The organism is Singulisphaera sp. GP187 (genome assembly GCF_900129635.1).
Classification (GTDB): Bacteria; Planctomycetota; Planctomycetia; order Isosphaerales; family Isosphaeraceae; genus Singulisphaera.
This window is the reverse complement of the sequence record NZ_FSRB01000002.1, coordinates 2,805,599-2,832,012: the sequence shown is the minus strand read 5'-3', so window position 1 is coordinate 2,832,012 and position 26,414 is coordinate 2,805,599. Positions and strand designations below refer to the sequence as shown.

Annotated in this window: 18 protein-coding genes, 1 pseudogene and 1 riboswitch; of the genes and pseudogenes, 8 read left to right on the top strand and 11 right to left on the bottom strand. The window is 62.1% G+C overall.

Annotation, left to right across the window (positions count from 1 at the left end):
• Positions 1–15: 15 nt before the first annotated feature.
• Complete coding sequence (gene cobN, locus BUS42_RS35350) at positions 16–3,807, bottom strand: cobaltochelatase subunit CobN (protein ID WP_083671027.1); 3,792 nt, start codon at positions 3,805–3,807, stop codon at positions 16–18.
• A 188-nt stretch (positions 3,808–3,995) separates the two neighbouring features.
• Positions 3,996–4,181: riboswitch (cobalamin riboswitch) on the bottom strand.
• A 182-nt stretch (positions 4,182–4,363) separates the two neighbouring features.
• Here cobN and BUS42_RS35345 point away from each other — a divergent pair.
• The gene (locus tag BUS42_RS35345) at positions 4,364–5,509 is read left to right on the top strand and encodes an acyl-CoA dehydrogenase family protein (protein WP_074315049.1); all 1,146 of its coding nucleotides are present in this window, start codon (positions 4,364–4,366) and stop codon (positions 5,507–5,509) included.
• A 629-nt stretch (positions 5,510–6,138) separates the two neighbouring features.
• On the opposite strand, the gene BUS42_RS44175 is transcribed toward BUS42_RS35345, so the two are convergent.
• A complete protein-coding gene (locus BUS42_RS44175) occupies positions 6,139–6,822 on the bottom strand; it encodes a hypothetical protein (protein ID WP_074315044.1) in 684 nt (227 codons plus the stop codon).
• A 1,117-nt stretch (positions 6,823–7,939) separates the two neighbouring features.
• On the opposite strand from BUS42_RS44175, the gene BUS42_RS35320 reads away from it, so the two are divergent.
• The 3 genes from BUS42_RS35320 to BUS42_RS35310 all read left to right on the top strand — a co-directional run bounded on the left by BUS42_RS35320 (position 7,940) and on the right by BUS42_RS35310 (position 12,656).
• Positions 7,940–9,511, top strand: a complete 1,572-nt coding sequence (locus tag BUS42_RS35320; protein ID WP_074315039.1) for an MFS transporter — start codon at positions 7,940–7,942, stop codon at positions 9,509–9,511.
• Positions 9,512–9,695: 184 nt separating this feature from the next.
• The gene (locus BUS42_RS35315; RefSeq protein WP_074315038.1) at positions 9,696–11,228 is read left to right on the top strand and encodes a purine-cytosine permease family protein; all 1,533 of its coding nucleotides are present in this window, start codon (positions 9,696–9,698) and stop codon (positions 11,226–11,228) included.
• Positions 11,229–11,348: 120 nt separating this feature from the next.
• Positions 11,349–12,656, top strand: coding sequence for an MFS transporter (locus tag BUS42_RS35310; protein WP_074315036.1), 1,308 nt, complete (start codon positions 11,349–11,351; stop codon positions 12,654–12,656).
• Positions 12,657–12,680: 24 nt separating this feature from the next.
• Here the strand turns inward: BUS42_RS35310 and BUS42_RS35305 are convergent, their stop codons facing one another.
• The 3 genes and pseudogenes from BUS42_RS35305 to BUS42_RS35295 form a co-directional block, all read right to left on the bottom strand.
• Positions 12,681–14,069, bottom strand: coding sequence for a neutral/alkaline non-lysosomal ceramidase N-terminal domain-containing protein (locus tag BUS42_RS35305; protein WP_074315034.1), 1,389 nt, complete (start codon positions 14,067–14,069; stop codon positions 12,681–12,683).
• Between the two features lie 641 nt (positions 14,070–14,710).
• A pseudogene (locus tag BUS42_RS35300) lies at positions 14,711–15,424 on the bottom strand (DUF4291 domain-containing protein).
• A 214-nt stretch (positions 15,425–15,638) separates the two neighbouring features.
• On the bottom strand, positions 15,639–16,208 hold the full coding sequence (locus BUS42_RS35295; RefSeq protein ID WP_074315032.1) for a hypothetical protein: 570 nt from the start codon (positions 16,206–16,208) through the stop codon (positions 15,639–15,641).
• Between the two features lie 766 nt (positions 16,209–16,974).
• Here BUS42_RS35295 and BUS42_RS35285 point away from each other — a divergent pair.
• Both BUS42_RS35285 and BUS42_RS35280 read left to right on the top strand, forming a co-directional pair.
• Positions 16,975–17,919, top strand: a complete 945-nt coding sequence (locus BUS42_RS35285; protein ID WP_074315029.1) for a DUF1559 family PulG-like putative transporter — start codon at positions 16,975–16,977, stop codon at positions 17,917–17,919.
• A 99-nt stretch (positions 17,920–18,018) separates the two neighbouring features.
• Positions 18,019–18,447 carry a hypothetical protein gene (locus tag BUS42_RS35280; RefSeq protein ID WP_074315027.1) on the top strand — a complete coding sequence of 143 codons (429 nt, stop codon included), beginning with the start codon at positions 18,019–18,021 and terminating at the stop codon, positions 18,445–18,447.
• A 9-nt stretch (positions 18,448–18,456) separates the two neighbouring features.
• Here BUS42_RS35280 and BUS42_RS43945 read toward each other — a convergent pair whose 3' ends face one another.
• The 3 genes from BUS42_RS43945 to ilvB all read right to left on the bottom strand — a co-directional run bounded on the left by BUS42_RS43945 (position 18,457) and on the right by ilvB (position 22,374).
• Positions 18,457–18,627 (bottom strand): hypothetical protein, encoded by a 171-nt coding sequence (locus BUS42_RS43945; RefSeq protein ID WP_159452334.1) that lies wholly within the window; start codon positions 18,625–18,627, stop codon positions 18,457–18,459.
• Positions 18,628–19,101: 474 nt separating this feature from the next.
• On the bottom strand, positions 19,102–20,379 hold the full coding sequence (locus BUS42_RS35270; protein WP_074315023.1) for a type II secretion system F family protein: 1,278 nt from the start codon (positions 20,377–20,379) through the stop codon (positions 19,102–19,104).
• Positions 20,380–20,604: 225 nt separating this feature from the next.
• Positions 20,605–22,374 carry a biosynthetic-type acetolactate synthase large subunit gene (gene ilvB, locus BUS42_RS35265; RefSeq protein WP_074315021.1) on the bottom strand — a complete coding sequence of 590 codons (1,770 nt, stop codon included), beginning with the start codon at positions 22,372–22,374 and terminating at the stop codon, positions 20,605–20,607.
• A gap of 160 nt (positions 22,375–22,534) precedes the next feature.
• Here ilvB and BUS42_RS35260 point away from each other — a divergent pair, with 160 nt between their 5' ends.
• A complete protein-coding gene (locus tag BUS42_RS35260) occupies positions 22,535–23,350 on the top strand; it encodes an SDR family NAD(P)-dependent oxidoreductase (protein ID WP_074315019.1) in 816 nt (271 codons plus the stop codon).
• Here BUS42_RS35260 and BUS42_RS35255 read toward each other — a convergent pair whose 3' ends face one another.
• The 3 genes from BUS42_RS35255 to BUS42_RS35245 all read right to left on the bottom strand — a co-directional run bounded on the left by BUS42_RS35255 (position 23,351) and on the right by BUS42_RS35245 (position 25,246).
• Entirely contained in the window at positions 23,351–23,644 is a 294-nt protein-coding gene (locus tag BUS42_RS35255; RefSeq protein ID WP_015245125.1) for a hypothetical protein, read from the bottom strand.
• Between the two features lie 234 nt (positions 23,645–23,878).
• Complete coding sequence (locus BUS42_RS35250; protein WP_254053995.1) at positions 23,879–24,862, bottom strand: GNAT family N-acetyltransferase; 984 nt, start codon at positions 24,860–24,862, stop codon at positions 23,879–23,881.
• 75 nt (positions 24,863–24,937) lie between these two features.
• Positions 24,938–25,246 carry a Rieske (2Fe-2S) protein gene (locus tag BUS42_RS35245; RefSeq protein WP_074315015.1) on the bottom strand — a complete coding sequence of 103 codons (309 nt, stop codon included), beginning with the start codon at positions 25,244–25,246 and terminating at the stop codon, positions 24,938–24,940.
• 447 nt (positions 25,247–25,693) lie between these two features.
• On the opposite strand from BUS42_RS35245, the gene bshB1 reads away from it, so the two are divergent.
• Positions 25,694–26,386 (top strand): bacillithiol biosynthesis deacetylase BshB1, encoded by a 693-nt coding sequence (gene bshB1 / locus BUS42_RS35240; protein WP_074315012.1) that lies wholly within the window; start codon positions 25,694–25,696, stop codon positions 26,384–26,386.
• Positions 26,387–26,414 lie beyond the last annotated feature (28 nt).

Here is a 26,414-nt window from a genome sequence, read left to right as displayed (position 1 = left end):
CGGTGGTGGTCAGGATTAACGGCTTTCGAGCACACTCTCGTTGCGAAGATAGAGTTCCTTGAGCGCTTCGACCGTTTCCGGGTTCGGCGTCTCCCAGAACCCGCGATCGACGGCCTCGATCAATCGCTCGGCCATCGTCCGGAGCGCCCAGGGGTTTTTCTCCTGGAGGAACTCCTGGACCTTGGGGTCGAGCAGGTAGGCTTTGCTGACGTCTTCAAACATCCAGTCGTCGATGACTTGGGCCGTCGCTTCGTAGCCGAACAGGTAGTCGACGGTGGCGGCCATCTCGAACGCCCCCTTATAGCCGTGCCGCATCACCGACGCGATCCACTTCGGGTTCACGACCCGGGAGCGGAAGACGCGGCGGGCTTCGTCGGCCAGGTCGCGGACCCGGACGTTGTCGGGGTTCGACGTGTCGCCGAAGTAGGCGGCCGGGTTCTCTCCGGTCAGGGCGCGAATCGCGGCGATCATCCCGCCGTGGAACTGGAAATAGTCGTCGCTATCGAAGATGTCGTGCTCGCGGTTGTCCTGGTTCTGCACGGCGACCGTGACCTGGCTCAACCTCCGCTTGAACGGCTCCGAGGCGGCGACGCCGTGCTCCTTGGCCGTATAAGCGTAGGAGCCCCAGTTGATGTAGACCTCCGCCAGGTCGGCGTCGTTCTTCCAGTTTCGCTCGTCGATCAGGTTCAGGAGGCCCGCCCCGTAGCTCCCCGGCTTTGAGCCGAAGACCCGGTATCTCGCCTGGCGAGCGGCCTGGTCGGTGGTGACCCCCTTGGCGGTGAGCGCCTGTTCCTCGCGGCGCACGTGGCGTTTGAGGAAGTTCCGATCGTCGGGCTCGTCGGCCGCCGCGACCAACTCCACCGCGCGGTCGATCAGGGCGACGACGTTCGGGAAGGCGTCGCGGAAGAACCCGGAGATCCGCACGGTCACGTCGATCCGAGGGCGGCCGAGCTCGGCCAGCGACACGAGTTCGATCCCACTCAGCCGCCGACTCTCCGGAATCCAGACCGGGCGACAGCCCATCAGGTGGAGGATTTCGGCGATGTCGTCGCCGTGCGTCCGCATCGTGCTGGTGCCCCAGACAACGATGCCGACGCTCTTGGGAAACTCACCGTCATTCTCGGCTTTGTACTTCTCGATCAGTCGATCGGCGGCCTGCGTGCCCACCTTCCAGGCGGTCTCGGTCGGGATCGTGTGGATGTCGATGCTGTAGAAATTCCGCCCGGTCGGGAGGATTCGCGCCATGCCTCGCGTGGGGGCGCCGCTTGGCCCGGCCGGGACGAAGCGGCCCGCGAGACCACGGATGGTATTCGTGACCTCATCCGTCGTCCGATCGAGACGCGGGAGGATTTCGTCGCGAACGAACCGGTCGCACACGGCGAGTTCGTTGAGTGGAGTGGCGGGCGCCGATGGCGCGTCGATCAGGCCGACGGCTTGGGAGATTCCATGGTGAATCTGCTGGTCGATTTGATCGACGATGTCGCCGCGAGTCCAGACAGGGCGTTGCGCTTTCTCGGTAAACACCGCCTCATCAAGGGCATTAACGATTGCTTGATCGACGGGCGTCCCGAGATCTTGAAAGAGCCAGGCGGGGTCGAGGTCGAACGATCGCGCCCAGGCTTTTCGCAGTGAGGGAACCTCGCCGTTATCGAGACGCATCATCGCGGCGATCAACCCGACGCGTTGCTCACCTTGCGGAGCTTGCCCGAAGATATGCAGCCCGTCGCGGATCTGGGCATCGCCCAACTCGCAGAGGTAGCCGTCAATCTCTTGAAGGAAGGCGTCGAACTCCTCGGCCTCGGGGCAGCGGTCGACCTTGAGGTCGCGCTCGAGATTGTTCTTGGTGACGATCGTCCAGATCTGCTGCGTGATGTACGGCAATTTCGATGGGTCGAGTGACGCCATCCGGTAGTACTCGTCGAGCAACTGCTCGAGCCGGGCGAGGTCGTCGTAGGTTTCGGCCTGGGTCATCGGCGGGACCAGGTGGTCGATGATGACCGCGTGGGCTCGTCGCTTGGCCTGGGTTCCCTCGCCCGGATTATTGATGATGTAGGGATAAAAGTTAGGCAAGGTGCTGAGCATGATCTCGGGATAGCATTCTTCGGACAAGGCCGTCGCCTTGCCGGGGAGCCATTCGAGGTTGCCGTGCTTGCCCATGTGGAGCACCGCGAGGGCGCCGAACTCGTCGCGCAGCCAGCGGTAATAGGCGAGGTAGTGGTGGGTCGGCGGCAAGTCGGGGCTGTGGTAGATCGCCATCGGGTCCGCACCGAAGCCGCGCGGGGGCTGGATCCCGACGAAGACGTTGCCGAAGATCAGGCCCGGGATCGCGAGCCGTTCGTCGATTCGACCCACCTCACCCAGCGGCTCGCCCCACTGGTCGATCATCGCGCGGCGGGAGGTCGACGGGATCTCGCGGAACCAGCGGTCATAGGTCGCCAGGCTAACGTGTCCGACCGCGTTGCGGAGTTGCTCGTCGGTGAGGAATTCCTCATCATTCGTGCAACCGTCGATCAACTGATGCATCAACGCGTCGCCATCGGCCGGCAAGTTTTCGACGGTGTAACCCGCGTCTTTCAAGTTCCGGAGCAGGTTCATCACCGAGGCGGGGGTGTCGAGGCCGACGCCGTTGCCGATCCGCGCATTCTTGGTCGGGTAGTTGCCGAACAGGATCGCGACCCGTTTCTCGGCGTTGGCGGTCCGGCGCAACCGGGCGAAGTTCAGGGCCAGTCGCGCGACATAGTCGACCCGATCGGCCTTCGGCACGTACGCCTTGATCGTGGTTCCGAGCCGTTCGTCGAACTGTCCCTCTTCCTTGAAGCTGATGGCGACGGTATTGATCCGGCCATCGAACTCGGGGAGAACGACGTTCATCGCGATGTCGCGGGGAGTCATCCCGGCCGAGTTCGCCGCCCACTCGGCCGAGCTCGACGAGCAGAGCACCGCTTGCAGGACCGGCACGTCGAGCCGTTCGAGGAGGTCGACGACCGCGCCCGTGGCCTCGGTGTGGGTTCCGTCACTGAGGTTGGCCACGGTGAAGCTGAGCGTGCTGATCAGGACATCGACCTGGGTCTGCCCTTGGGCGTCGATCAGATACTCGCGGAAGACGCTGGGGACGCCACCGTCCTGGTCGGGGTCATCCTTCAGACTGTAGCAGAAAATCGGCAGGGGGTTGCCGCCGAGAGCTTCGACTTTGTGGACCAGGGCATCGATCGGCGCGAGGTTCTGGGCCATCCAGTGCGCGCGATAGAAGAGAATGCCGACGGTCGGCCGATCCGGGCGATGCATCCGTTCCCGCCAGGCTTCGAGGCTCAGGCCGTCGGGTGCGTCGGGAAGATAGAGACCGTCGCGCGGCAGCGGGGCAGGGGGTTCGTACCCGAGTCCGGTCAGCAAGACGTTATCGCTGAGGCACTTCAGCAGGTTGACGAGGTTTTGCAAGCCCCCTTGCGTGAAGTACTCGAGCACCTGCGTGACCAAGGGCAGGGGGGCGTGGCAGAGCGACGTGAGTTCGGGGTCGAGCCCCGCTTCGCCCGGCAGCGCGATGAACGGAATGCCGCGGGTTTTGCACTCGCAGGACAACCGTTCGAAGCCTTCGGCGAAGTAAGGGCGTCCTCCGAGCACGCGGACGATCACCGCTCGAGCGGCGGGCAGGTCGTCGGCGATGAACCGATCGAGCGCCTCGGCCGCTTGCAGTTCGTTGGGATTCCGGGCGCGGACGGCCGAGAAGTCATCGGGTAGGCGACGGACCGCGGCGGCCAGGGCCTGGATCTCGGTATCGGCGGTCGTGAGGAAGACGAACAACGGGATCACCCACCTTCGGCGCGTCGGGGGCCTGGGTCAAGCCGAGCCACCGCCGCAGAAGACGCATCGAGGGTGTGATGCCGAAGGACGGGACAGACGATCTTGGGGTTCGAATGCGCAAGTCAAAACAATAACGGCGCAGTGAAACCGGGGAACGTCCGCGAAATCCCTCGACTGCCTCACCCTCGAAGGCGTCAGAGGTCTGATAGATCCCGGTCAGGTCTTCTGGCTTATGGGCCATCGTTGCGCTCTGCCTTCCCACCCGCTCTTTGATTGCGCGGGCAGTGGCTTCGCATGGAGCGGAACGCAACGTTCCCAATTACAGCGGCGGGGCCGCGCCGGATTCTTACCGGCTTCCCTTAGACCGGGACAGTGAACTTGGTTGTCCTCGCTAACGATCGCTCGTCCGCGAAGAGAACAGACACATCATGCGAGGCGTCCCCCTCCAAGTCAATGGGCAGCATCCGTCCCGATCGAAGGATAGGGCGGGTTTACCTGGGCGATTCCTGGGGGTAAAGTGCGGAGAGGAACTCGAGAGTTTTGCGAACCGCAGGGAGGCGAGAGGGTGGATTTTTCACTCAGCGTGGTGCAGCAGGATTGGCAGGACCGGGCGATCGCGTTCGCCAAGGAAAATCTGGTCGACGACTTGCTGGACCGAGATGAACGCCGTGAGTTCTGGCGCGAGGGGTGGAAACGCTGTGCGACCTTCGGGATTCAAGGGCTGCCGATTCCTCTTGAGTATGGGGGGAAAGGGCAAGATTTGCAGGCAACCATCGCGGCCATGGAAGGGCTTGGCTACGGTTGTGCGGACAACGGCCTGATCTTTGCCATCAACGCCTCGATGTGGACCAACTCGATCCCGATCCTTCGCTATGGGACCGAGGCGCAAAAGCGGGAATACTTGCCCGGTCTCTGCGACGGGACCCTCGTCGGCGCCAACGGAGCCAGCGAGGTTGACGCGGGCTCCGACATCTTCAGCATGCAGACGCGTGCCGAGCGTCGCGGTGATCGCTGGGTCCTCAACGGCCGGAAAACCTGGGTCACGAGTGGGCCGGTGGCCGACCTGTTCGTCTGCTACGCCACCTCCGCCCCGGAGCGGGGAGTTATGGGCATCAGTGCCTTCATCATCCCCCGCGAGACGCCCGGCTTCCGCGTGGTCCGCGAGATCCGCAAACTCGGCGTTCGCACCGTCCCGATGGGCGAGCTCGCGTTGGACGACTGCGAATTGCCGTCGGAGAGCCTGCTCGGTCGCGAGGGCCGTGGCGCGGAGGTCTTCAACTGCTCGATGGAATGGGAGCGAGGCGCGATCCTCGCGAGCGCCTTGGGTACGATGAAGCGGCAACTCGAACGCTGTATTGCTCATGTCCGGAACCGGAAGCAGTTCGGCAAGCCGATCAGCAAGAACCAGTCGGTGGCGAACAAGATCGTCGACATGGCATTACGGCTGGAAACGTGCCGTCCCTTGGTCTACCGGATCGGCTGGCTCAAGGCGCAGGGGAAGGACGCCACGCTCCAGTCGGCGATGGCGAAGCTCCACGTCTCCGATTGTTATGTCAAGAACAGCCTTGATGCCGTCCAGTTGTTCGGTGCAGCCGGGTATGTCTCGGAAACCGGGATCGAACGGGATCTTCGAGATAGCATCGGCAGCACGATTTACTCGGGAACCAATGAGATCCAGCGGAACGTGATCGCCCAGTACCTGATCCGCTAAACCAAGCGTTCACGGGGGGCTGAAGAAGCGTATTCGCTCCGAGAATCATCATGTCTCATTTCGGTTATCGAAATGAGACACGGATGAATATTTGGAATCATTGGCTAAGGAGTTACGCCCGCTGTCACCTCCTCATGGCGTTGCCAACCCGCCCCGGGAACGCTGGCCAATCAGGTCTTGCCGTCGTAGCCAACCGCGACGAAATGAGCAAGGGCGAAAAGTTCGCACTCCAGGACCTGCGCCATCCGATGGTAAATCACTTTCGCACCCGCCGGTTGATGACGTTCGTCGCGCTCACGGCGGTTATGTTGGCAGTAACTTGCCGAGCAATTGGCTACCAGCGATGCGCACAGTTTCATCAGCGAGAGGCCGACAAGGTACAGGATTTACTCTTTCCCCTGGCCTTTTCGCCGGCGCCTGCTGGCTTTCAACAGCCACCGCCCCCGACGTCGCAGGGCGGGAGATTCTGCTTTTGGCGTAGCTTTCGAGCATACCACGAGCGGATGAAGGGCAAATACGCGTCTGCGGGCCGACCATTCCTGTCGTCATGCTTCGATAGTTCGGATGGGGGGGGATTCGCGACGGCAACGGCTCTGCAGAGGAATGCCAGAGGGTGGGATCAGGGGTGATTAATTCGCTGGGGCCGGACCTTTCAACAGTGCGGACGCGGCTGATCGGCTCTTTCCCAGCGAACGATTCGCGAGGTCCACGCTGGGGACTTGTTCAGCCTTGTCGGCGCCGGGTTGGGGAGTGAGTTGGTCGTTCGGGGCCGCCTCGGGGGCATTGCCGGAGTTGTTCGAGTTCGCCGGGGCATCAGGTACAGGATCACCGCCTCCGCCGTAGGTATGCACCGGGATCGATCCCAGGGTCGGAAAATTTGTCCCAAAGTTATTGAGACTGCTGAGGGCGAAGCTGAACCCGGAGCTGAAGCTGGCGCCAAAGCCTCGGTTACCTCCGGTTCCATTTCGTCCACCACCGCCTCCGCCACCACCGCCTCCTCCTCCGCCGCCACCGAGGGCGGTCGCGCGGGTGTTGAGGCCGAAGACCGAGACCGTTCCGCCGATCGTTGAGCCGGCCTGGGAGGCGCCGAGGCTGACCCCAATCCGGAGGTAGAAATACGTGGGGCCGGGGTTTACGAGGTTTCCACCCGTGCTGCCGCCACCTCCGCCTGTGCCAGCGGGCACCATTTGATTCGTTGCCGAGTTGATCTGCATAAAGGGCGAGGGAGCCAGTCCGGGAGGGAGGGCCAGCAGGACGCGATCTTCCAGGACGCATTCGGACAGATCGGGATGGAACTCAAATTGGCGTCTCATCAAGTGATTCCTGATGGATCTCTCTGGGAAGCGGTCCAAGGTCCGCGACCGCGGCAAGGGTCAATTGCCGTGGATCGGTAGGAACGGCAAGGGAGCCAACCCGGGGAGGAAAGGTCAGCAGGAAAGAGCGTTCCAATCGAGCCACTCGATCAGATCAGGAGGGGGGGGCCGGAGTCGGCGACTGATCGGGTGGTTTCTAATTGATTATTGGGGGAAGCGGTCGGAGATCCAAGGCCTGGTAGGGAGCGAGAGTATGACGCGCCGGTCACCAAGCGGGCCCGAGCAAACACGCTCACAGGGTGCGGTCGATGCCCACGTCCGTTCGGGGAGGTTGAGCAAGATCGCGGTCACTGACGACTGCATCGGCAGGCCCACCGATTTCACCACCGTCCTTTCCGACTGGTCATCGCCGAGGTCGACGACAACGGACTCGACGGAACGATCCCAGGTGAGCACCATCGGCTCGATGACGAAAACTCGCCGATACTCCACTCAATAATATAGAGTCGTTGGTTCCAAGTGTCTAGGACCGCCAGGCGACACATGCACGACAAAGCACTTGGTTCCGGGTGTCTCCAGGACTGACCGACCCAAGGCCCCCAGGCTCCCGAACGGGTCGCCCCGATCGAATCCGAACGCCGGGACCATGGGGAGCCGAACCCGCGCCGTCGAACCGCGCGGGCCGGTCCAGGGCCCGGTCGCGATGACCGGTGTGCCGATGGAACAGGGAGATCCGCCTTCGGTCAGCCGGATTCACGGGATGGAGCGGGAGGATTCCCATCCTCACGATCGTCCCAATGAGGAAAACCGAGGCCGTCGAGATTGCTCAGTCTGACGCATACCTTGCTTGGGCATTGCGATGCGCCGACCGCTCGGGTATGACATGACGATCGCACGTAATCCGTTGGATCGGACGAACGAGTGTCTGCCCGCTTGATTCAGGTCATCCGGCTCTTTTTTTCCGCAAGGGACCTTACCCGCTGCGGATTAGACTTGGTGGGCCGGATCTGAGGGTGGGTGCGCGACGAGCAAGCGATGGCTTTGATCGTTGCATGATTGATTGATCGATTGATGGTAATCGTGACCACCACGCTTGGGATGAGAGGGACCGGCTCCGATGGACGAATTTATTAGCGACGTCCCCCCGATGGATAAGGCAGGGAGAGACGAGAAGCTGCTCTTCTGGGCCTGTTTCATTGCGCTGATTGCCACGGCGTTCGGCTTTGTCGTTCGCACTCAGATTATTGCCGACTGGGGCCGGGAATTCAGTCTGAGCAAAACGGAGCAGGGGCAGATTTTCGGAGTGGGGCTCTGGCCGTTCTCGATCAGCATCGTGCTGTTTAGCCTGATCATCGACAAGATCGGTTACGGGAAGGCAATGGTCTTCGCGTTCCTCTGTCACGTGGTGTCCGCCTACCTGACGATCACGGCGACCGGTTACAAGAGCCTCTACTGGGCCACCTTCGTTGTCGCGCTGGGCAACGGCACGGTCGAGGCGGTGATCAATCCCGTGGTTGCAACCCTGTTTGCACGCGAGAAGACGAAGTGGCTTAACATGCTGCACGCGGGTTGGCCCGGCGGCTTGGTGCTCGGCGGAATTCTCGCGATGGCGATGGGCTCCACGAATTGGAGGTTTAAAGTTGCCCTCTTGTTCATTCCGGTGATCGCTTATGGAATTATGATGATCGGACGCAAGTTCCCGGTGAACGAGCGGGTGGCGGCCGGCGTGTCGTACAAGCCGATGCTTCAGCAGGTGGGCATCCTGGGCGCGGCGATCGTCGTTGGCCTGATCGTTCGCGAGCTCGGCAACACGTTTGAGCTGAACACAGGGGTGCAAGTTGCGATCTCGGTGGTCCTCGTCGCCGCCTACGGCGCCTACGTTCGCACACTCGGCCAACCGTTGTTCATCTTCCTCTTGCTGATCATGGTCCCCCTGGCGACCACCGAGCTCGGAACGGATAGCTGGATCGGCGACCTGATGGGCCCCGAGATGGAACGACTCGGGCTCAACGGCGGCTGGGTCTTGATCTACACCTCGACCATCATGCTGATTCTTCGGTTCTTCGCCGGACCGATCGTTCACAAGTTGTCGCCGCTCGGCTTGCTGGCCGGTAGCGCCTTGGTGGCGGCCTGCGGACTCATGTTTCTCTCGAAGGCCACGGGCGGGGCGATTCTCGCGGCGGCGACGCTCTACGGCTTCGGGAAAACGTTCTTCTGGCCGACCATGCTCGGAGTCGTGGCCGAGCAGTTCCCCAAGGGGGGCGCGCTCACGCTCAACACGACGGGCGGCGTGGGGATGTTGGCCGTCGGCGTGATCGGCGCCGCCTTGCTTGGTAATATCCAGGACAAGGAGGCCGGGCGCGAGCTCAAGGTCCAAAACCCCGAGGTCTATGCCTCGGTGGTCGATGCGCCGAAGTCGAGCGTTTTCGGCAAGTATCAACCACTCGACCAGAAGAAGATCGACAACCTTCCCGAGGAGAAGAAGGGACAGATCGAGTCGATTCAAGGGCTGGCCAAGAAGCGGGCCCTGGCGACGGTGGCGATCTTCCCCTGCATCATGTTCGTCTGTTACCTCGCCCTGATTGTCTACTTCAAGTCGCAGGGGGGCTATCAGCCGAAGATCCTGATTAGCGAAAAGGAAGAGGCGCTTTTGATGATGGGAGGGGCGGTCGGTCCGGCCGAGCTGTGAGCGACGATCGTCGCTTCTCTTGACCGGAGAGCGGAAACACCGATACCTTCTGGAAACCGTGTCGCGGCCTGAGTCCCTCGGGCCGCGTTTTCCGTTAAGGCGTGTGGGACCCTCTCGCTCGAGATCCGATCCAAGCGGAACCGATTCGGAGGAGCACCCTGTCTACTTTGAGTCTTTCTCGAAAATGTCGGAACACGCCCCATTCTCTCCTGCACTTCAGTCCGCTCTGAGCCACCCGCCGCTCGAACGGAAGGGGTGGCAGACGACCTCGGCGCCGAGTTACATCGCCTTCTTCTTGTGGGCTGTCTTTTTCGACCAACTCGGCCGGCGCACCCTGGCTATCGGGGGGATTGGCTGGTCCGTCCTCGGGGCGGCCGTGGCCAGCCTGCTTTGCTACTTCCTGCTCTATCGGGTTCCGGCCCTCTGGGGCCAGAAGACCGGCTGGCCGTTCACCGTCATCGGTTCCAGCACCTTCGGTACGACCGGCACGGTGGGTTTGACGTTCATCGTGTTCGGCCTCGCCCAGATCCTGATCATGGCCGTGGCCACGCTCTATGCGGTCGATTGGGCCTTCCAAGGTCTAAGTCTCTGTGGCTTGGTCAGTCTCAAGTGGCTCGAGCCGATGACGCTCACGCTGGGGGCGGGTGCCGGCACGGTCCTCGAACTTCGCAGTCCTCTGATCCTGATCACGTCGCTCGTCTGGATTTACGCGGCCTCGCTGACCGGTCACTTTCTGGTCAGGATCATCGCGGCGCTCATGAAGATCTACCCGATCTTCCCCGCCTTGATGCTTGCCCTGGCGATGATTTTGACGCTGACCGGATTGCCCAGTTTCCGACCGCTCGAGATCGATCCGGCCACGTCGGCCCCGGTGGTTGACGGCGGCCCGCGCGCGTTCTTGATGATGGTCCAAATGATCTTCGGCTTCTTCGCCATCGCGGGGACCGTGGCCGCCGACTTTGGGGCCGTGAATCGGACCGAGCGCGACGTCCGCCTGGGCGGTTGGATCGGCGTGGCGCTCGCCGCCTGGACCGTGGCGACCCTGTCGCTACTGACCGTGGCCGGGGCCGTGGGCCGCTACTCGGCTCCGCTCCACTTGAAGAACACGCCGGGGGTGGGAAACTTCAGCTTCCGGACGGCACTGGTCCTCGGGCTGCCCGAGAAACTTGCCGGCGCGATCTTTCTCTTTTTCGCCCTCTCCTCGCTCGCGCAGACCTGTTTCTCCGCCGACATCATCGGACACCGATTCGCGGCGGTTTGGCCCCGGATTTCGCGACTCGGCTGGAACTTGATCGGCACTACCGCGGCCTGGCCGTTGGTTGCCACCGGCCTGGCCATCCGGCTCGAGGAGATCTTCACGCTGCTGGGCGCGATCTTCGCGCCGATGGTGGGGGCGATGACGGCCGACTACGTCCGGAACCGTGGTGTCTGGCCCGGCCCGCGCCGCGGTTTGAACCCCGCCGGCTTGGTGGCCTGGTTGTGTGGAGTCGCGGTTGGCCTGGTGCCGCTGATCGCCGTGGCCGGTGGTTGGAGCGACGGTTCTCGGCTCCAGCCTTCGTCCGTCTTCGCATTCGCGGCGGCCTTCCTGATTTATACGCTCCTCGCCGCGATCGGCGCGGAGTCACAGGCCCTGCCGATCCCCAAGCCGCTGCCGGCTTGCGAGCTGCCCGATGCTGCCGACGTCCCGCTCAGTTCGGAACCGGCGCCAACCGCTTGAGAGGCGCGGCCGAGAGCCAGGTGGGTGACGTTGTCCGGGGCGGAGGATCTCGCCATAATGAAGTAGCCAACCGCGGCCCCTCCCCAAGGCCGAAGCGATTCTCCCGCCCTCAGGACCTTCATGGCCAACGCTCTCGCCTCTGATCGTGCTCCGATTCGCTCTCGAACCTTTGCGGCGTTGGCCAACCCGAACTATCGACGGTTTTATCTCGGCCAGGGAATCAGCCTGATCGGTACCTGGCTGCAAGGGGCGGCGATCAACTGGATCGTCTTCGAGAAAACACACTCGGAGTCGATGCTCGGCGTCGTTGGCGCGGCGGCGCTGTTCCCCGGCCTGGTCGTCGGGCTGATTGCGGGGGTGATCGCCGATCGAGTCGTCCCTCGGCGGATGATCTTGATCATGGAAGTCGCGCAGATGGTCTTGGCCTTTGCCGTCACTTTTCTGATCGGCTTCGGCATCGTCCAGGTCTGGCATCTGATCGTGATCTTGATGCTGACCCGCGTCTGCGTGACGTTCGAGATGCCCAGCCGCCAGGTCTTCCTCTACGACGTGGTCGGACGCGCCGACCTGAGCAATGCGATTGCGCTCAACTCGGGACTTTTCAACGCGTCGAGGGTGATCGGTCCCGCGCTGGCGGGCCTGATCTATGCAGGGCTTGGCGCGACCGCCTGCTTCGCCTTGAACGGCGCCAGCTATCTTGCCGCGATCGTCGCCGTGTTGGCGATCAGGCTTCCCGCGCGCCGCCGCCCGCAAGGAGCTAAGGGTCTGGCGGAAGTGCTCGGTGGGTTTGCGTTCATCGGCAGCGATCGTAGGGTCATGATCCTCTTCGTGCTCATGACCTTCTTCGGAGTGGTCGGCATGGGCTACGACTCCATGATCCCGGCCTACGCCACGCGGGTTGTCGGGACCGACGTCCGGGGCTATAGCGTGCTCCTGGCGTGCAGTGGGGTCGGGGCGACGGTCGGGGCGTTCTGGATGGCCTCATTCAGCAGCGCGGAGAGCAAGGAGTGGCTCGTCCTCGCCGGTCTCCTCATTTTCGCGGTCGCGCTGGCGGCCTCAGCCTGGTTCCCGCCGTTGGCGGGGCTGGTCGCCTTCCCCGCCGTGCGATTGGCCACGGCCTCCGTCTGCCTGTTCGGCGTCGGATTTGGGGCCGTCTTGTTCTATGCCTCGACGCAGACGATGATCCAGAACGCGCTTCCCGACCACCTGCGCGGCCGCGTGATGGCGATCTGGATCATCGCCTATTCGGGATCCGTCCCGCTCGGCTCACTCTGGACCGGCTACGTCGCGAGCCACTTTGGGGTGACGTATGCGATGACCGTGTCATCATCTGTTTGTGCGGTGGTCGGTGTGGGCGGGGTCGTCACCTGGCTCCTGGTCAAGCCTTCGGCGCAACCCCTCTGCTTGGCTCAGCGCGAGGCGCGCTGACGTTGAGCGTATTGAGGCGCACGATCAGTGTGCCGGTTCGATCGTTTTCGCCGCGCGGTTGACGGCATCAATGATGTCTTCCTCCACCTTTTCCGACCAGACGGTGGGTTGGCCGTAATAGATCATGGAGGTGGCCCCTTCATACCCGCCCTCCTTGAGCACCCGGTACGACGGGATGTAGGCGCAGACGTCGTTGCAATAGGACGAAACCCAGGTGTGCGACGAACCGAGGTTGCGCTTGAACCGCAACGAGTAGTCGACGACGACCTCCCCGCCCAGGAAGACCCAGGTCAGCTCGCCGAGCCGCCAGGCCTGGACGGGATAGGGATAGCTCGTTGGCAATTGTCCCTTCGCATCGAGGGTTTGCAGCATCGCCTTGGCACGGTTGGCGATGGCCAGGGTCTTCGAGCTTGCCTCCTTTTTGATCTCGTCACGCGTCGGCAACGTGCCGAAGCCAAGGTCGATTTCGGAGTAGGACGTTTTCAAGGGGGTCGTGATCGGTTCCATGGCCGCGTCGAGGACGCGCTGCACGCCTTGAGCAAGCCGCTCACCGTAACCTTTGGCGAGCTCGACGGTGCGGCGGGGGAGCGGGTTCTGGTCGGCTCCGCAGCCGGCGACGAACATCGCTTGCGCCCCGGGATTGTTCTTCTCGACGGCAAGCTGGGCGAAGCCAGCGTAGTCGCCGCAGAACTGGTTGAACGAGAGGACCGTGCAGTGGCAGGCGTAGCCGAAGACCACGGCCTCCGTCTTACCCGCGGCGTTTTGCACGCGCAAGACTGGGACGTCGTGATCGACCGGCCCTTCGAGCGCCAGGCGATCGCGGAGCGTGGGGACTTCGGTTTCGTTGTTATTGCGGCGATTGACCGCGAAATCGGCCCGACCCGTCCCCCAGGCGAGCTTCGCCGGCTCGAGGTTCTTGACCGCCTGGGCGGTGATCGCGACGATCGAGTCCGCGAGGAATATGGCGTAGTCGGCCACGACCTGGCGCTGGGCGTCATCCATCGGATACATACCGATCAGATTATCCCCCACGACCGGCCCGGAATGGGTGTGCGAGCACGCAAGGACGACATGATCGCGGTCGATTCCAAGGTCGGATTTGAGTCGGTTGCGAATTTTCAAAGAGAGCTCGCGACCGATCCCGCAGATGTCGAGCGTCACCAGCGCGGCTTTTCGGCCCGCCTCATCCTCGAGGACCAGGGCCTTGGCCCAGAGGTCATGGATCGCTCCCTCCGACGGCTTGGTCCTGCTCCCGTACCCGGCCATCCAGGTCGGCTGCTTGGGCGTGATGGCCACGCGCGCCGTGCCTGCTCGCGCGCCCTCGGCTGCGTCGGCGGGTAGTTGTTGGCTTGCCAACGCTGAGACGATCACCAGCGAGACGGCGACGATTTTTCGGACCTCAAACTTATCCATCAACGGTTCTCCCGCGCCACGGGGCCTCGAAGCGATACGTGCGTCTCGGTAGCGACGTGCCGAGGGTACTCGGAGCGGCTGCCCCCGACAAGGATCTTGAGCCTCATTTCCCCGCGTGCTTTGCCGGGGGCCGCCGTCTCAGACGTGGAAAGTGGGCACGACCCACCGGCTTCGAAGTCTCGCCCCCAAGACGCCGGGGAGCCCCACGTTCTCCTCTCGCCTGAACCAAGGAGGATCTCCGGAGAGCGGAGCGCTTGATCTGCGTCCGGTGAATCCCTCAATGCGGCCCATGCCACGATCGGTGTATGGCCGAAAGGGCAGAGGCCGCGATTTTCAAGTGAGCATCATCCGGCAATACACCTAGAATGCCTAAAATGAGCAACACTAGCGAGGCTGTGTAGATCTTGGGGAGTGGGCGTAATCTCTGGGAAATTCGGCAAAGCTGGTGGCCGACTCGCGAGACTCGACGAATTGCTCAGGGTTCACGCGTTGCCCTCGTTCTTGGTGCTACTCCGTTACGTTCTTCAAGTCTCTGTACCAACAGGCTTTATTGTGTGTAATAAATGAATGCATGATGACGATTGCGTCTTTTTTTTGTCTAACGGAAAGCCTCAGGTCTCAAGGACTTAAGGGTTTTGATGTCACGCACTCGTGCAAATGCGTGCCGGAAACGTAACGGAATAGTAGTGCCTGGCGACCGACTTCGCCGATTTCGTCCAGTCTCGTGACACGCCCAGTCGTGCGGCGACAATGGGATCAGTGACCGGGTAGACCAGTTCCCGAGGCGTGATCAGGTGGCTGTACGGGGTTGCTGCGATCGCCCGCTGCTCGGCCACGAACTCGGTGATATCCTGAATGTCGAATCGCCAATCTTGGGCGTACTTGCTGAGGACTTTGCCTCTCAGCCCGAGTTGGATCGCTCTCCGTTCCATCGGGGTGCCAGACGGCCCGTGGTCAGGGTCCCATTGAAGCCGCACGTCAGAGTCGGCGATGGCTTGCTTCCAAGCCCCCTGGGTCCCGTAGGCGTCGGGATCGAACGACGAGTGGACCGCCAGGCGGAGGATGTTGTCAAAGGCGTCTCGCTTGAGCCGGACGGCCAGGGTCACCACCTGGTTCTCCTTGGTGCCCCAGCCGGAGCGGTACATCATCCAGAGGAAGTTCGGCTTGATCCAGGTCATCCGACTCGTGCTAATCCCGTCACCAAATTAGCCATGAAAGGCCGCAAAGTGGCCAATGGCCCGATTGTACGCCTGGTGGACGACCACCGATACGTCGTCAAACTGGGCCAGGATATGGCGACTGAGCCTGGGCCAGCGGTCCGTCTGAGCAAGGTAGGGTTCGGTGATCAGGTTCACTTGAGACACAGGCTGTTCCTTCCTCGGGCACGAACAGGAGATGGCCCTAATTCTTAAGGGATTATGAATTGATTGAATTATAACATTTGAATAATTGTATGTTTGATATTTATTGTTGCTTAAATGGCGGCGATATTGACGTGTATCCCCCTGCGGCCTTCCGCACGCATTGGTCATAGGGGGCGATTTGCCGCCGTCCCAGCTGAGGGATTACTCACTTCTCCCTAGAAGACTCAGTCAGGCAATCAGGGCACAATGCCTTGCATTCAAGCTTGCATTCAAGCCGCCAGCCCGCTTTGAAAAAGTGAGCCGCCGCCTTCTCTTGGAGGGCGACGTCCGGTAGTGGCGGGCCCAGCCAGACGTCAAATCGATCACCCCTTCGACACCTCTGACAGAAGATCTCCGCGCCCCCCCGATCAATGCGAACCTGTCTCGAAAGCATAGATATCCAAGCACCTTCTTCCCTTCGATTCTCGGGCAGGAGCGTGAGGACTCCAGTCCGAAAGCGAATCTTAAAGGACCGAATGGAATCGCTCCGCTTTGACAGGTACTCGGACTGAATCAAGTTCCACTCTGCAATCTTATCCCACCGCTGTACTTCCTTTTCGTGGCGTTCTCTCAACTCCGAGGACGCAGGCCATTTCGCGGCCTCTCGCCGCTCTCGGGCCGCTGTCTGGGCCGCATCGTTAGCCCGTTCCGCGAACTCTCGAGCCTGCTCCTCCAACTTGTTCCAGTCACCGACCACGTCGTCGAAACGTGAGTCGCTGGTCTCATCGTCAACCATACAATTGACTCCGATTCGGTCTGTCTCGTTTCAAGGCGATGAAATTGTGACATACCTGAATTTTGAGGAAAGATGCGTAAGCTTGATAAATTCATCCCTGTATGAATCGATAGTACTGTTCATTGTTAACTAAACGAATGCAATATTGACGAATTTATGCATTGCGTCCATTTCTGCTCGCATCGGCCGCGCCTGCGAGAACCACATTGACCTCGTCAGCAGCACCTTCACTGACGTCAAGGACGACGGGACCCTCTCTGCGATCTCCGGCCACGACGGCTACCCTCTGGCCCGCACCTCCGAGTAGGAAAGCGTCGCCCTTGCCGAAGTTGACCTCGGAGAACCCCTCGACTGGCACAGCCTGGGCGACTTCAAAGCCCAACTCCCCCGCCACCGGCCCCCGGCTCGTGCAGCCGGCCCTACGATCAAGAAGAGCCTGGCAAAACGAATGGCAAGTTTTAATTTAATAATCGTACTCGTGGTACCTTGCATGTGTGAACCTTTGGCATGCATTTACGAGAATTTGTGATAAACAGCGGTTTTTTGGCGTGGATGAACTTGCTAGTCGTGGACGTCAGGAGTAGTCTGATCGAGTAAGGCCTACCTAAGTCATCGAACGTCCGTCAAGTCGAGTGTCCCCCCAACCCACTTTTCGTGCATGGGTTTCGCTCGTCGCTGCGCCTCGGCGAGCGGGCTAACCCGGGACGAGGAGGCGTCATGATGTGTCATGAGTCGATTCCTGATATGCCATTGAGGAGGTGTTGAGATGGTACGTCGTCGTCGCGGCTTCACTCTGATCGAACTCCTCGTCGTCATCGCCATCATTGCAGTCCTGATTGCGCTCCTGTTGCCGGCCGTCCAGGCGGCTCGTGAGGCGGCTCGGCGCGCCCAATGTGTCAACAATCTCAAGCAGCTCGGAATTGCCTGCCACAACTACATCGACATTAACCAGGTGTTCCCCACTCAGGTTGGCGGCTATCTGATCTCGGGCAGTGTGGGCTGGTTTGACAACTCGGATTACCGGACGAGCTGGATGGTTCAGATCTTGCCGATGCTGGAGCAGAGCGCACTCTTCAACGCGTACAATTTCGTCGCCGACCGCGCCGAATACTCCTGGAATAACACCACGGTCATCCGGACACAGCTCAACGCGTTCGTCTGCCCGAGCTACCCCGGCCCGATGGTTCAGAAAGGTCAGGCGGACTGGAACAGTTACGCGGGGACGAGCGGAAACCTGTCGAGCTGGGATATCGCCGGCACTTGCTACAAGGGGAGCCTGGGCGACAACACGACGGGGCCTTTCCCCGGCTCAAACAATGCCTACGGCGACGTCCCGAGCGGGTCCACGCAGCCTTCGGCCACCGGCATGTTCTGGCGGGCCCGGATGGTTGTTACCGTGGCCGCGGTGACTGACGGGCTGAGCGGGACGATGCTGACGGGTGAGGCCCTGCCCAACGCCTGCAACTGGAATGCCTGGTCGGAGAGCAACTCCTCGGTCGCCACCACCTCGATCCCGATGAATCAGCGGACGAATCTCGACCGTGCCCAGCCGGGCTATTGCTACGGGTTCCGGAGCCAGCACCCTGGCGGCATGAACGCCGGTTTCGCCGATGGGTCAGTCCGATTCATCAAGGGGAGCATCTCCCAGATGATCTACCGCGCCGTCAGCACGAGGGCCTTCGGTGAAATCATCAGTGCCGATGCCTTCTAACTCACGAGGCGACAGGGCGCGCAGGCGTCCCGCCTTGCGGCGGTTGCGCGTCATGTTTATTGACCTATCTCTATAACCCAACGAGCCCGAGCCCTCTCTATGCGATCGATTCGAAAATATAGTTTCATGTTTTCATGCGTCCTGACTGTCCTCCTCAGCGCGTGCGGTTCTGCCGAAAAGCATCCCGAGACCGTTCCGGTCTCGGGCAAAGTCACCTACGACGGCAAGCCCGTCCCCAAGGGTACGATCACGTTTCAGCCCGCCGACGGCCAACCCGCTGTCGGTGAGATCCAGCCCGACGGCAGTTTCCAGCTCTCCACTTTCGGCGAGAAAGACGGCGCCGTCCTCGGTGTGCATAAAATTATGATCATATCCAACACCGCCGACCCCACGATGATCCCCGGCTCATCCCCCGGCTACGTGAAGCCCAAAGACATCATCCCCAAGAAGTACAACCAGCTCCAAACCTCAGGCCTCGAGGCCACCGTCAGCAAAGACAAGTCGGCCTATGATTTTGACTTGAAATAACGCATTGCGTCAAATCTCTCCTGCGTTCAACAAGCGGTCGGTCGCGACCTCACCGGCGATCGGCCGCTTGATCGCGCCGCCGTCATGATTTTCCCCAGGGCAACGCCGCGATCCTTTCCCGTCGAGCGGCCCGGAGTCGAACGCCCCGGCCTCGCCCTCGGCCCTCACGTCGTTGGGCAAGATCAATCCGGTCCGAGGACCCGACAACCTCCGCGTTGCACGCGGATCGACTCCGACGCGATCGCGGCTGCAATCCCTTGCAGCCTCCCAGAGGTAGGCACAGGTCCGTCGCTCGCGAGTCTTGCCGCGCGAACCCAACGTGCATACAAGTGGTGCTTCATGGATGAGGTCGGCTCCCGAGACCTCCGGCTCCTGATCCAACTCGCCAGCGACGATCACGCGGCGAATGGGCTGGGGGATATCTCGACATCTGGCTCGATCCTGGTGATATCGCCAACCGGGATTTCACGAAGATCCACACGGATTTCCCGTGTGGATGACGACCCGGCTCGGCTATCGTCCCTCTTCGGTTGGGCCGGTTGATGTCTACCCAACAGGAGCATCCCGCATGAAGGTGGGCCGTGCCCACCTTACGGGAAATGGAATTTCGATTTGCTGATGTGCTTGTGTCGGCAAATTTTCAGGTTAAGAAGTTTATCCGCCCGCCAGGTTGGTCAAGATCGAGAGGTACGGCAGGAAGATCGCCAGGATGATGAAGAGGACGATGCCGCCGAGAATGACCAGCAGGATCGGTTGGACCAACTGGCCCATGTTCTTGACCATGTAGGCCACCTGCTCGTCGTAATCGTCGGCCAGGCGATCGAGGCTCTCAGGGAGCTTACCGGTCTCTTCACCGGAGTCGACGATCGCGATGACGTCGACGGAGAATCGACGGGTGTCGTCGAGCGACGCGGTGAGGGTCTCTCCACTCATGACTGCGGCTCGAGCCCTGCGGACCGCATCGCGGAACGGGTCGAGTTGCAAGACACCCGCGGTCAGGTCGAGTGAGGTGCCGACGTCGACCCCCGAACCGAGCAGGACGGAGAGCGTCCGCGCAAATCGAGTCGTGTCGATCTTCATCAAGAGAAGGCCGAGGACGGGGATGTAGAGCGCGATCCGGTCCATCACCCCTTTCCCGGATTTGGTCTGATAGAGCTTGAAGAGCAGGATAGGCCCGCCGATCATGACAAGCGGCATCATCCACCAGCCCGACGATCCGACGAACGCGCTGAAGGCCATCAGGAGCCGGCTGGGCAGGGGGAGGGCCGCTCCATGCGCCACATCCTTGAGCATGGCGATGAACTGGGGGAGCAGAAAGATCGTGATCAGAGCGACCACGCCCGAGGCGATGACCAGCACCGCGATCGGATAGATCATCGCTGACCGGGCCTGACGGATCAGGCTCTGGCGCGCTTCGTAATGCTTCGCCAGGCGATGGAGCGTTTCGGGAATCCCCCCGCGCATCTCGGCGACTTTGATCAGGCTGACGAACAAAGAGTCGAACGCCTGCGGCTCGCGGGCCACCGCTTCGGTCAGGCTATCCCCCTGGCGGACCGCCAGTCGGATCCGGCCGATCACCGGCCCGAGGGCCGTTCGCGCGAATTGAGTTTCCAGACTGGAAAGGCTCTTTAAGAGGTCGACGCCCGCGTCCAGGTAGGCCGCGAACTGGCGGCAGAAGCGGGCGAGTTGTCCGGAGCCGACGCGACCGAAGAGGATCCGCTCCCAGAGGCCCGGGGCCGACGGCATCGGCTCGCGCTCGCTTGCCGTTGTCGTCGTGGATGTGGTCGACTTGACCCCATTGGCCCCCTTCTTGGGGTTCGCGCGAAAGGTTGACGGTTCGAGCCCATCGTCCGGCTTCGCGGGGGGCCTCTTCGCCGCCGGCGGAGACTTGGGGTGGCGTCTGGGCATTGGATCTTGCGGGTCTTGGCTCATCGAAGGGCACTCCCCGCCAGGACGCCATCCCCGTTGGGTGGGCAACGAACCGGCATTTTCAAGAAGTTGAGATCGGCTCCAATCCCCCCATTATCAGGCCCGGCGCCTTGGTTTTCAATCCGCCGACGCCGGTTCCTCGACTTTTGTCGGAGAGGGCAGGGCCGCTCCGGCAAAAGTCGGGGACGGAACGCTCGAGGTTCGGGGCCAAGGCGAGGTGGCGTGATGTTAGCTCTTAATGATGTCGCGGACGGTGCCGCCTGAGGGAATCATCGGCAGCACGTGCTCCTGATAGGGGACGAGCACGTCGAGGACATAGGGTCCGGGATGTGCGATCATCTCTTTCAGGGCGTCGATGACTTCCGACTTATGGCGGATCTGCCGTGATTTGACGCCGAATCCCTTGGCGATCGCCACGAAGTCGGGGTAAGTCACCTCGGGCAGGCTCCCTTCGCCTTCGCCGGTGGCCTCGGGATGGTCGATCGGGCCGAGGTAGGTGTGAGCGCGATTGCCGGCGTGGAACCGGTCTTCCCACTGCACGACCATGCCCAGGTGCTGATTATTGAGCACGATGACTTTGACCGGCAGGCTCTCGCAGTAGACCGTGGCCAACTCCTGGATGTTCATCAGGAAGCTACCGTCGCCGTCGATGTCGACGACCAGGGCGTCGGGCCGGGCGGCCTGAGCGCCCATCGCGGCGGCAAGACCGAAGCCCATCGAGCCCAGGCCCCCCGAGGTGATCCAGGTTCGCGGCGCCGTGAATCGGGTCCACTGCGCGGCCCACATCTGGTGCTGGCCGACACCGGTCGCCATCACGAAGTCGCCCTTGGTGATGTTCGAGAACTGATCGATGACGTACTGGGGCATGATCGCGTCGTCGCGCTGGTCGTAGGTCATCGGATCGCTGGCCCGCCAGGCATCGAGCTGCTGATGCCACTCACGCCAGTCACCCGCCTCGACCGACGGGGTGATCGCCTTCAAGAACGATTTGACGTCGGAGTTGATCGCGATGTTCGCGGTCTTGTTTTTGTTGATCTCCGAGGCGTCGATATCGACGTGGACGATCCGGCCGTGCTTGGCGAACTCGCTGAGCTTGCCGGTGACCCGGTCATCAAATCGGACACCGAGGGCGAGGAGCAGGTCCGCGTCGTTGATCGCGAGGTTGGCGTAGACGGTCCCGTGCATCCCGAGCATGTTGAGCGAGAGATAATGCTCGTTCGGGATCGACCCCAACCCTTGCAAGGTCATCGTGACCGGGATGCCCGACTTGATGGCGAACTCGCGGAGCTCTTCGGCCGCGTTGGAGGCGATCACGCCGCCACCGCAATAAATGATCGGCCTGCGGCTCCCCTTGAGCGCGGTGAGGACATCCTGAATCTTCTGGGCCGAGGGGGCCGGGGGGAGGTGATAGCCGGGCAAGTCCATGGCGACGTCGTAGTCCGGATTGGCCACGATCGTGTTCTGGATGTCCTTCGGGATGTCGATCAGGACCGGCCCGGGACGTCCGGTGGCGGCGATATGGAACGCCTCTTTGACGATCCGGGCGATGTCCTTGGCGTTCTGGACGAGGTAGTGGTGCTTGGTGATTGCGCGGCAGACTTCGACCATCGGCGTTTCTTGAAACGCGTCACTGCCGATCGCATGGCTGGGCACCTGGCCGGTGATGGCCACGAGCGGAAGCGAGTCCATCTTGGCGTCGGCCAATCCGGTCACGAGGTTAAGCGCTCCGGGGCCCGAGGTGGCCATGACGACGCCTGGCTTCCCGGTGGTCCGGGCATAGCCTTCGGCAGCGAAGATGCCCCCTTGCTCGTGCCGCGGCAGGATCGTACGGATCTTGTCCCGCTGGCGCGTGAGGGCCTGGTGCATCGGCATGCTTGCTCCGCCCGGGTAGGCGAAGATGACATCAACCTCGTGGCGCACGAGAGACTCGACCAGGACATCGGCTCCGGTCATTGGTTGACGGTTGGTCGCGGTCTGGCGGTCGTCGATAGTGGCCACGTCAATCCTCTTCTTTGGACGTAAGGAGTCCAGCTCTTTTTCGGGGGAAACTCGCGTACAATGATCTTAATTCATCGTACGACCAGGGACAACCCACCCTGATCTCGGAACCGATTCCGGCTTGCTGGACACGCCTCACCGCTTCGGAGTTCGCTCTCAAATGCTGAGCCACGCCCTGGTCACAGGCGCCTCTTCCGGACTGGGACGAGAATTGGTCCGCCAACTCGTTCTCGACCGAGGTCTGACCGTGTTGGCGACCGCCCGCCGCCTTGACCGTCTCGAGAGCCTCGCCCGAGAACTGCCCGCCGGTCGGGTCGAGATCCTGGCGGGCGACCTGGCCGACCCTGAATTCCGTGACCGGCTCTGGGCGCGGGCCGAGCAATTTCCGGGCGGGGTCGATCTCCTCGTCAATAACGCCGGTCTGGGGCACTATCACGAGTTCGCCGACCAGGACCCGCAAATCATTCGTCAGATCATCGAAGTCAACCTGCTCGCGCTCATCGACCTCACGCAAAGAGGGGTCCGTTCCATGAGGGCGCGAGGGGCTGGGCAAATTCTTGAGATTTCGTCCGTTCTGGGCTCGATCGGACTTCCCTATTCGGCGGCTTACGTGGCGAGTAAGCACGCCGTCAATGGTTTGGTGAAAAGCGTGCGCTACGAGTTGCGCGGGACGGGCGTGAGGGTCTGGGCGGCCTGCCCGGGTCAGACCGAGAGCGAATTCTTTCAGGTCGCTCTCGGTGACGGCCAACCGCGCGGGCCGGTCCCCAAGGGGACGTCGACCGAACAGGTGGTGCGTGCCATCGTCCGGGGGATTGACGGGCGGAAGGCCTTCCTGTACCCGTCCATGGCCGCCTGGTGGACGGTGACCCTGGCCCACTGGCTCCCCGGTCCGTTCGACTGGTTGATGGCACGCTGGTCGCCCCGCGTCTTTGGTGCCCAGATCGAACGGGCACGCTCGGGAACGCGTTCCTCCTAGCTAGATCATCGGTTCTTTGAGCGACCGCACGAAGTGGTTCCCCTTCCCCTTGGCCTTGAGTTGGAGCGCGAACGCCTCGGCGTCGGCCTTGAGGGGATAGTCGAACGTTTTGACGGTCCGTCCGCCGATGTCGCAGACGGCCCAGACGACCCGCATTCGGGCTTGGAGCTCGGGCTTGGCGCGACGTTCGGTGGGCTCGGACCGCCGCTTCTTTTCAGACGGCGTATTGAGACCGAGGGCCTCGGCGGCCTCCGCGTGGGCGCGGAGTTCGTGTCGGTTCAGGGGTCGTCCCATGGGAAAATCAGGCCTCAAAACGAGATCGATGAGTGTGCGGGTTTCACCGGGGACGCCTGTCTTCCCGGAGCGATCGGGCGGCTTTGCCCGAAGCTTTTACCATGAAACCCCAGATCGGCCCCATCCCAGCCTCGGTCGTTTGGCGAGGAGCGAGCGGCATCGCTCGGGGCCGATCAGTTGTTGCGCTGCTTTGGGATTATTCGCATCCCGGTCCTCGCCGTCGAGTTCGACCGGCTACGAATCGGCTCGCGCGGTCAGGTGGGCGGGGAGTCGGTAGAGGATTGAGGACTCGGCGGGGGCAAATCCAAGCGATTGATAGAGTTCCAGGGCCGGGATGTTGGTCGCTCGGGTCTGAAGGGCGACACTCGAGATCATCTCGCTGCGCGACCGGCGGAGGATCTCGGCCACCAGGTGGCGGCCATACCCTTTGCGGCGATGTTCGGGGTCGACGCCCATGGCGATCAGGCCCAACCGGAGCCGATTATCGCGCCGAGTGTACCAACTCATATCCCAGGTCGTGGCCCGCGCGAGCACGCGATCGTCGGCCTTGGCGAGCAGCTGAAAACAGGTCGGTCGATAATTGCCGATGGCGAGCGCTTCCCACCAGTTGTCGGGCAAGGCGTCCTCGATGACCTCGACTCGAGCCACCCGGCGGATCAAAGGTGCCCTCGGCTCCCGCACTTCCGGCTGGTCAAGGTCGGCCTCCATCAGCGCCGTTTCGCTCACGGGTTGATAGCCCGCACGCACCACGGCCCTGAGAAATCCATGGTGGGTGGACAGAATTCCCGCATACTCGCTGCCGCCGTAAATACCCCAGTAGAACGGATTGAGCGGGAACTGTCCCCCCGCATAAATCACCTTCGCACCGTGGCCGCGGAGATAGCGCTCGGCGGCAAGAACCAGGTGCGTCTCAAGTTCCACGTCCTCCGCGCCGGGCGGGACGACTAGCATCGCGATCGTGCCGAGTTCAAAACTCAGGTGGTTCGGGCGACCAACCGGTTCGTCAGGACCGAAGCCGGCGTGCGCGAATCCGACGATTTGGCCGTCGCGTTCGGCCACGATCAGGCCGTTCGCATCGAAGTCCAGCCTCGAGACGACATGGTAGTCGAAGTCGTGGGCGGTCAATGGACGAGCGGCCCCTGAATCGGGGATTCCCCGGTTCCAGAGGTCCGCCAGCGCGGGTGAGTCGCCGTTTCGGAACGAGCGAAAGTTCGTCACCAGGTTCAATTGCGGTAAGAGGTCGGATCGCGTTGGGAGGATGAGAGTCGTCCTCCGCGGAAGCAGGAACCACGATCAGGGAACGGAGACCATAACGTCTTGGCCTTCGACTGTGACTTCGTAAACCGTTTGCTTCAACTTGGAACCCATCGGGGTTTTTCCGGAGCAGACATCGAACTGCCAGCCGTGCCAGGGGCAGGTGACGAGTGTCCCATCCAGCGGGCCCTCGGCGAGCGGCCCCCCTTGGTGGGGGCAAATTCCGTCGATTGCCGTGATCTTGCCATCGACGTTAAAGAGGGCGTAAATCCGTCCGTCGTGCTCGACTTCCTTGGAACCTCCTGGAGGTAATTCACTCAACTCCGCCATTTTGACGAGTTCAGGCATTCCCAACGGCTCCAAAATCAGTCCACATGCACACCACGGATCGTCGGTTCGAACCGACGTCCGTCTTCATCTCGCCACCTTGGCGTTCCTCAATCATGGCTAGTCTAGCATATCCGTCAACCCTTTGGGAACGATCCCGAGGCACGAGACTTGCCGCCCGGATAAACTCCATGCATACGGCGGTCGCTCGCGACCGCTCCGGGAGGGGCCATGGGGAACGATTCGACTGACGGCCTGGTCGTGGTCGGCGGGGGCAGGGGGGCTTACGTCGCCGACCAAGCGCGGAGTGGGCGCGCCCGTGAGCTGGGACACTCAAGAACCGAGCGTCAGGGTTATCGCGGCCGATGACGTCGCGCTTCTCGTCCCCTGAAAATCGTTGGTGCGTTGCCTGGCTCGTTTTTTAAGTTTGGGATGATTTCTGACCTTCGCTCCTGGAGTTCCTTGACGATGCTTGATGCCCTGGTCATTGCGCCGCACCCGGATGATGCCGAACTGGGCATGGGAGGGACGATTGTTCGCCTGCTCGGTCAAGGCTGGAAGGTCGGGATCCTCGACCTCACCAGCGGCGAGCCGACCCCGTTGGGAAGCGTCGAGCGCCGGCAACGGGAGACGGCCGAGGCGAACCTCGCGCTCAAGAGTCCCTGGCGAAAAAACCTTGGTCTTCCCAATCGCAGCCTCGAGCCGACGTTGGAGCATCGCCGCGCTCTGGCGGCTCTTTTTCGCGAGGTTCGGCCCCGGATCCTGTTCGCGCCCTACTGGGAAGACGCCCACCCCGACCACACCGCCGCGACCCAACTCGTCGAAGGGGCCCGGTTCTGGAGCAAGCTGTCGAAGTCCGATATTCCCGGCACTCCGTTCCACCCATCGCGAATCTTCTACTACTTCAGCGTTCATCTCCGGATCGTCGAGCGCCCGACCTTCATGGTCGATATCAGCGACCAACTCGAGGACAAGCTCACGGCGCTGCGCTGTTACCGCTCGCAACTGGTGGACAACCAACCCGAAGGCGTCCCGGGCGTGATCGATTCGGTCCGTGATCGCTCACGCTTCTGGGGACATACCGTTGGCGTCGCGCACGCGGAACCGTTCGCGAGCCGGGAGCCGATCGGACTGGCCAGCCTGGAACATCTCTTGCTCTGAGCCGATCCACCGAGAACGGACCGGACGC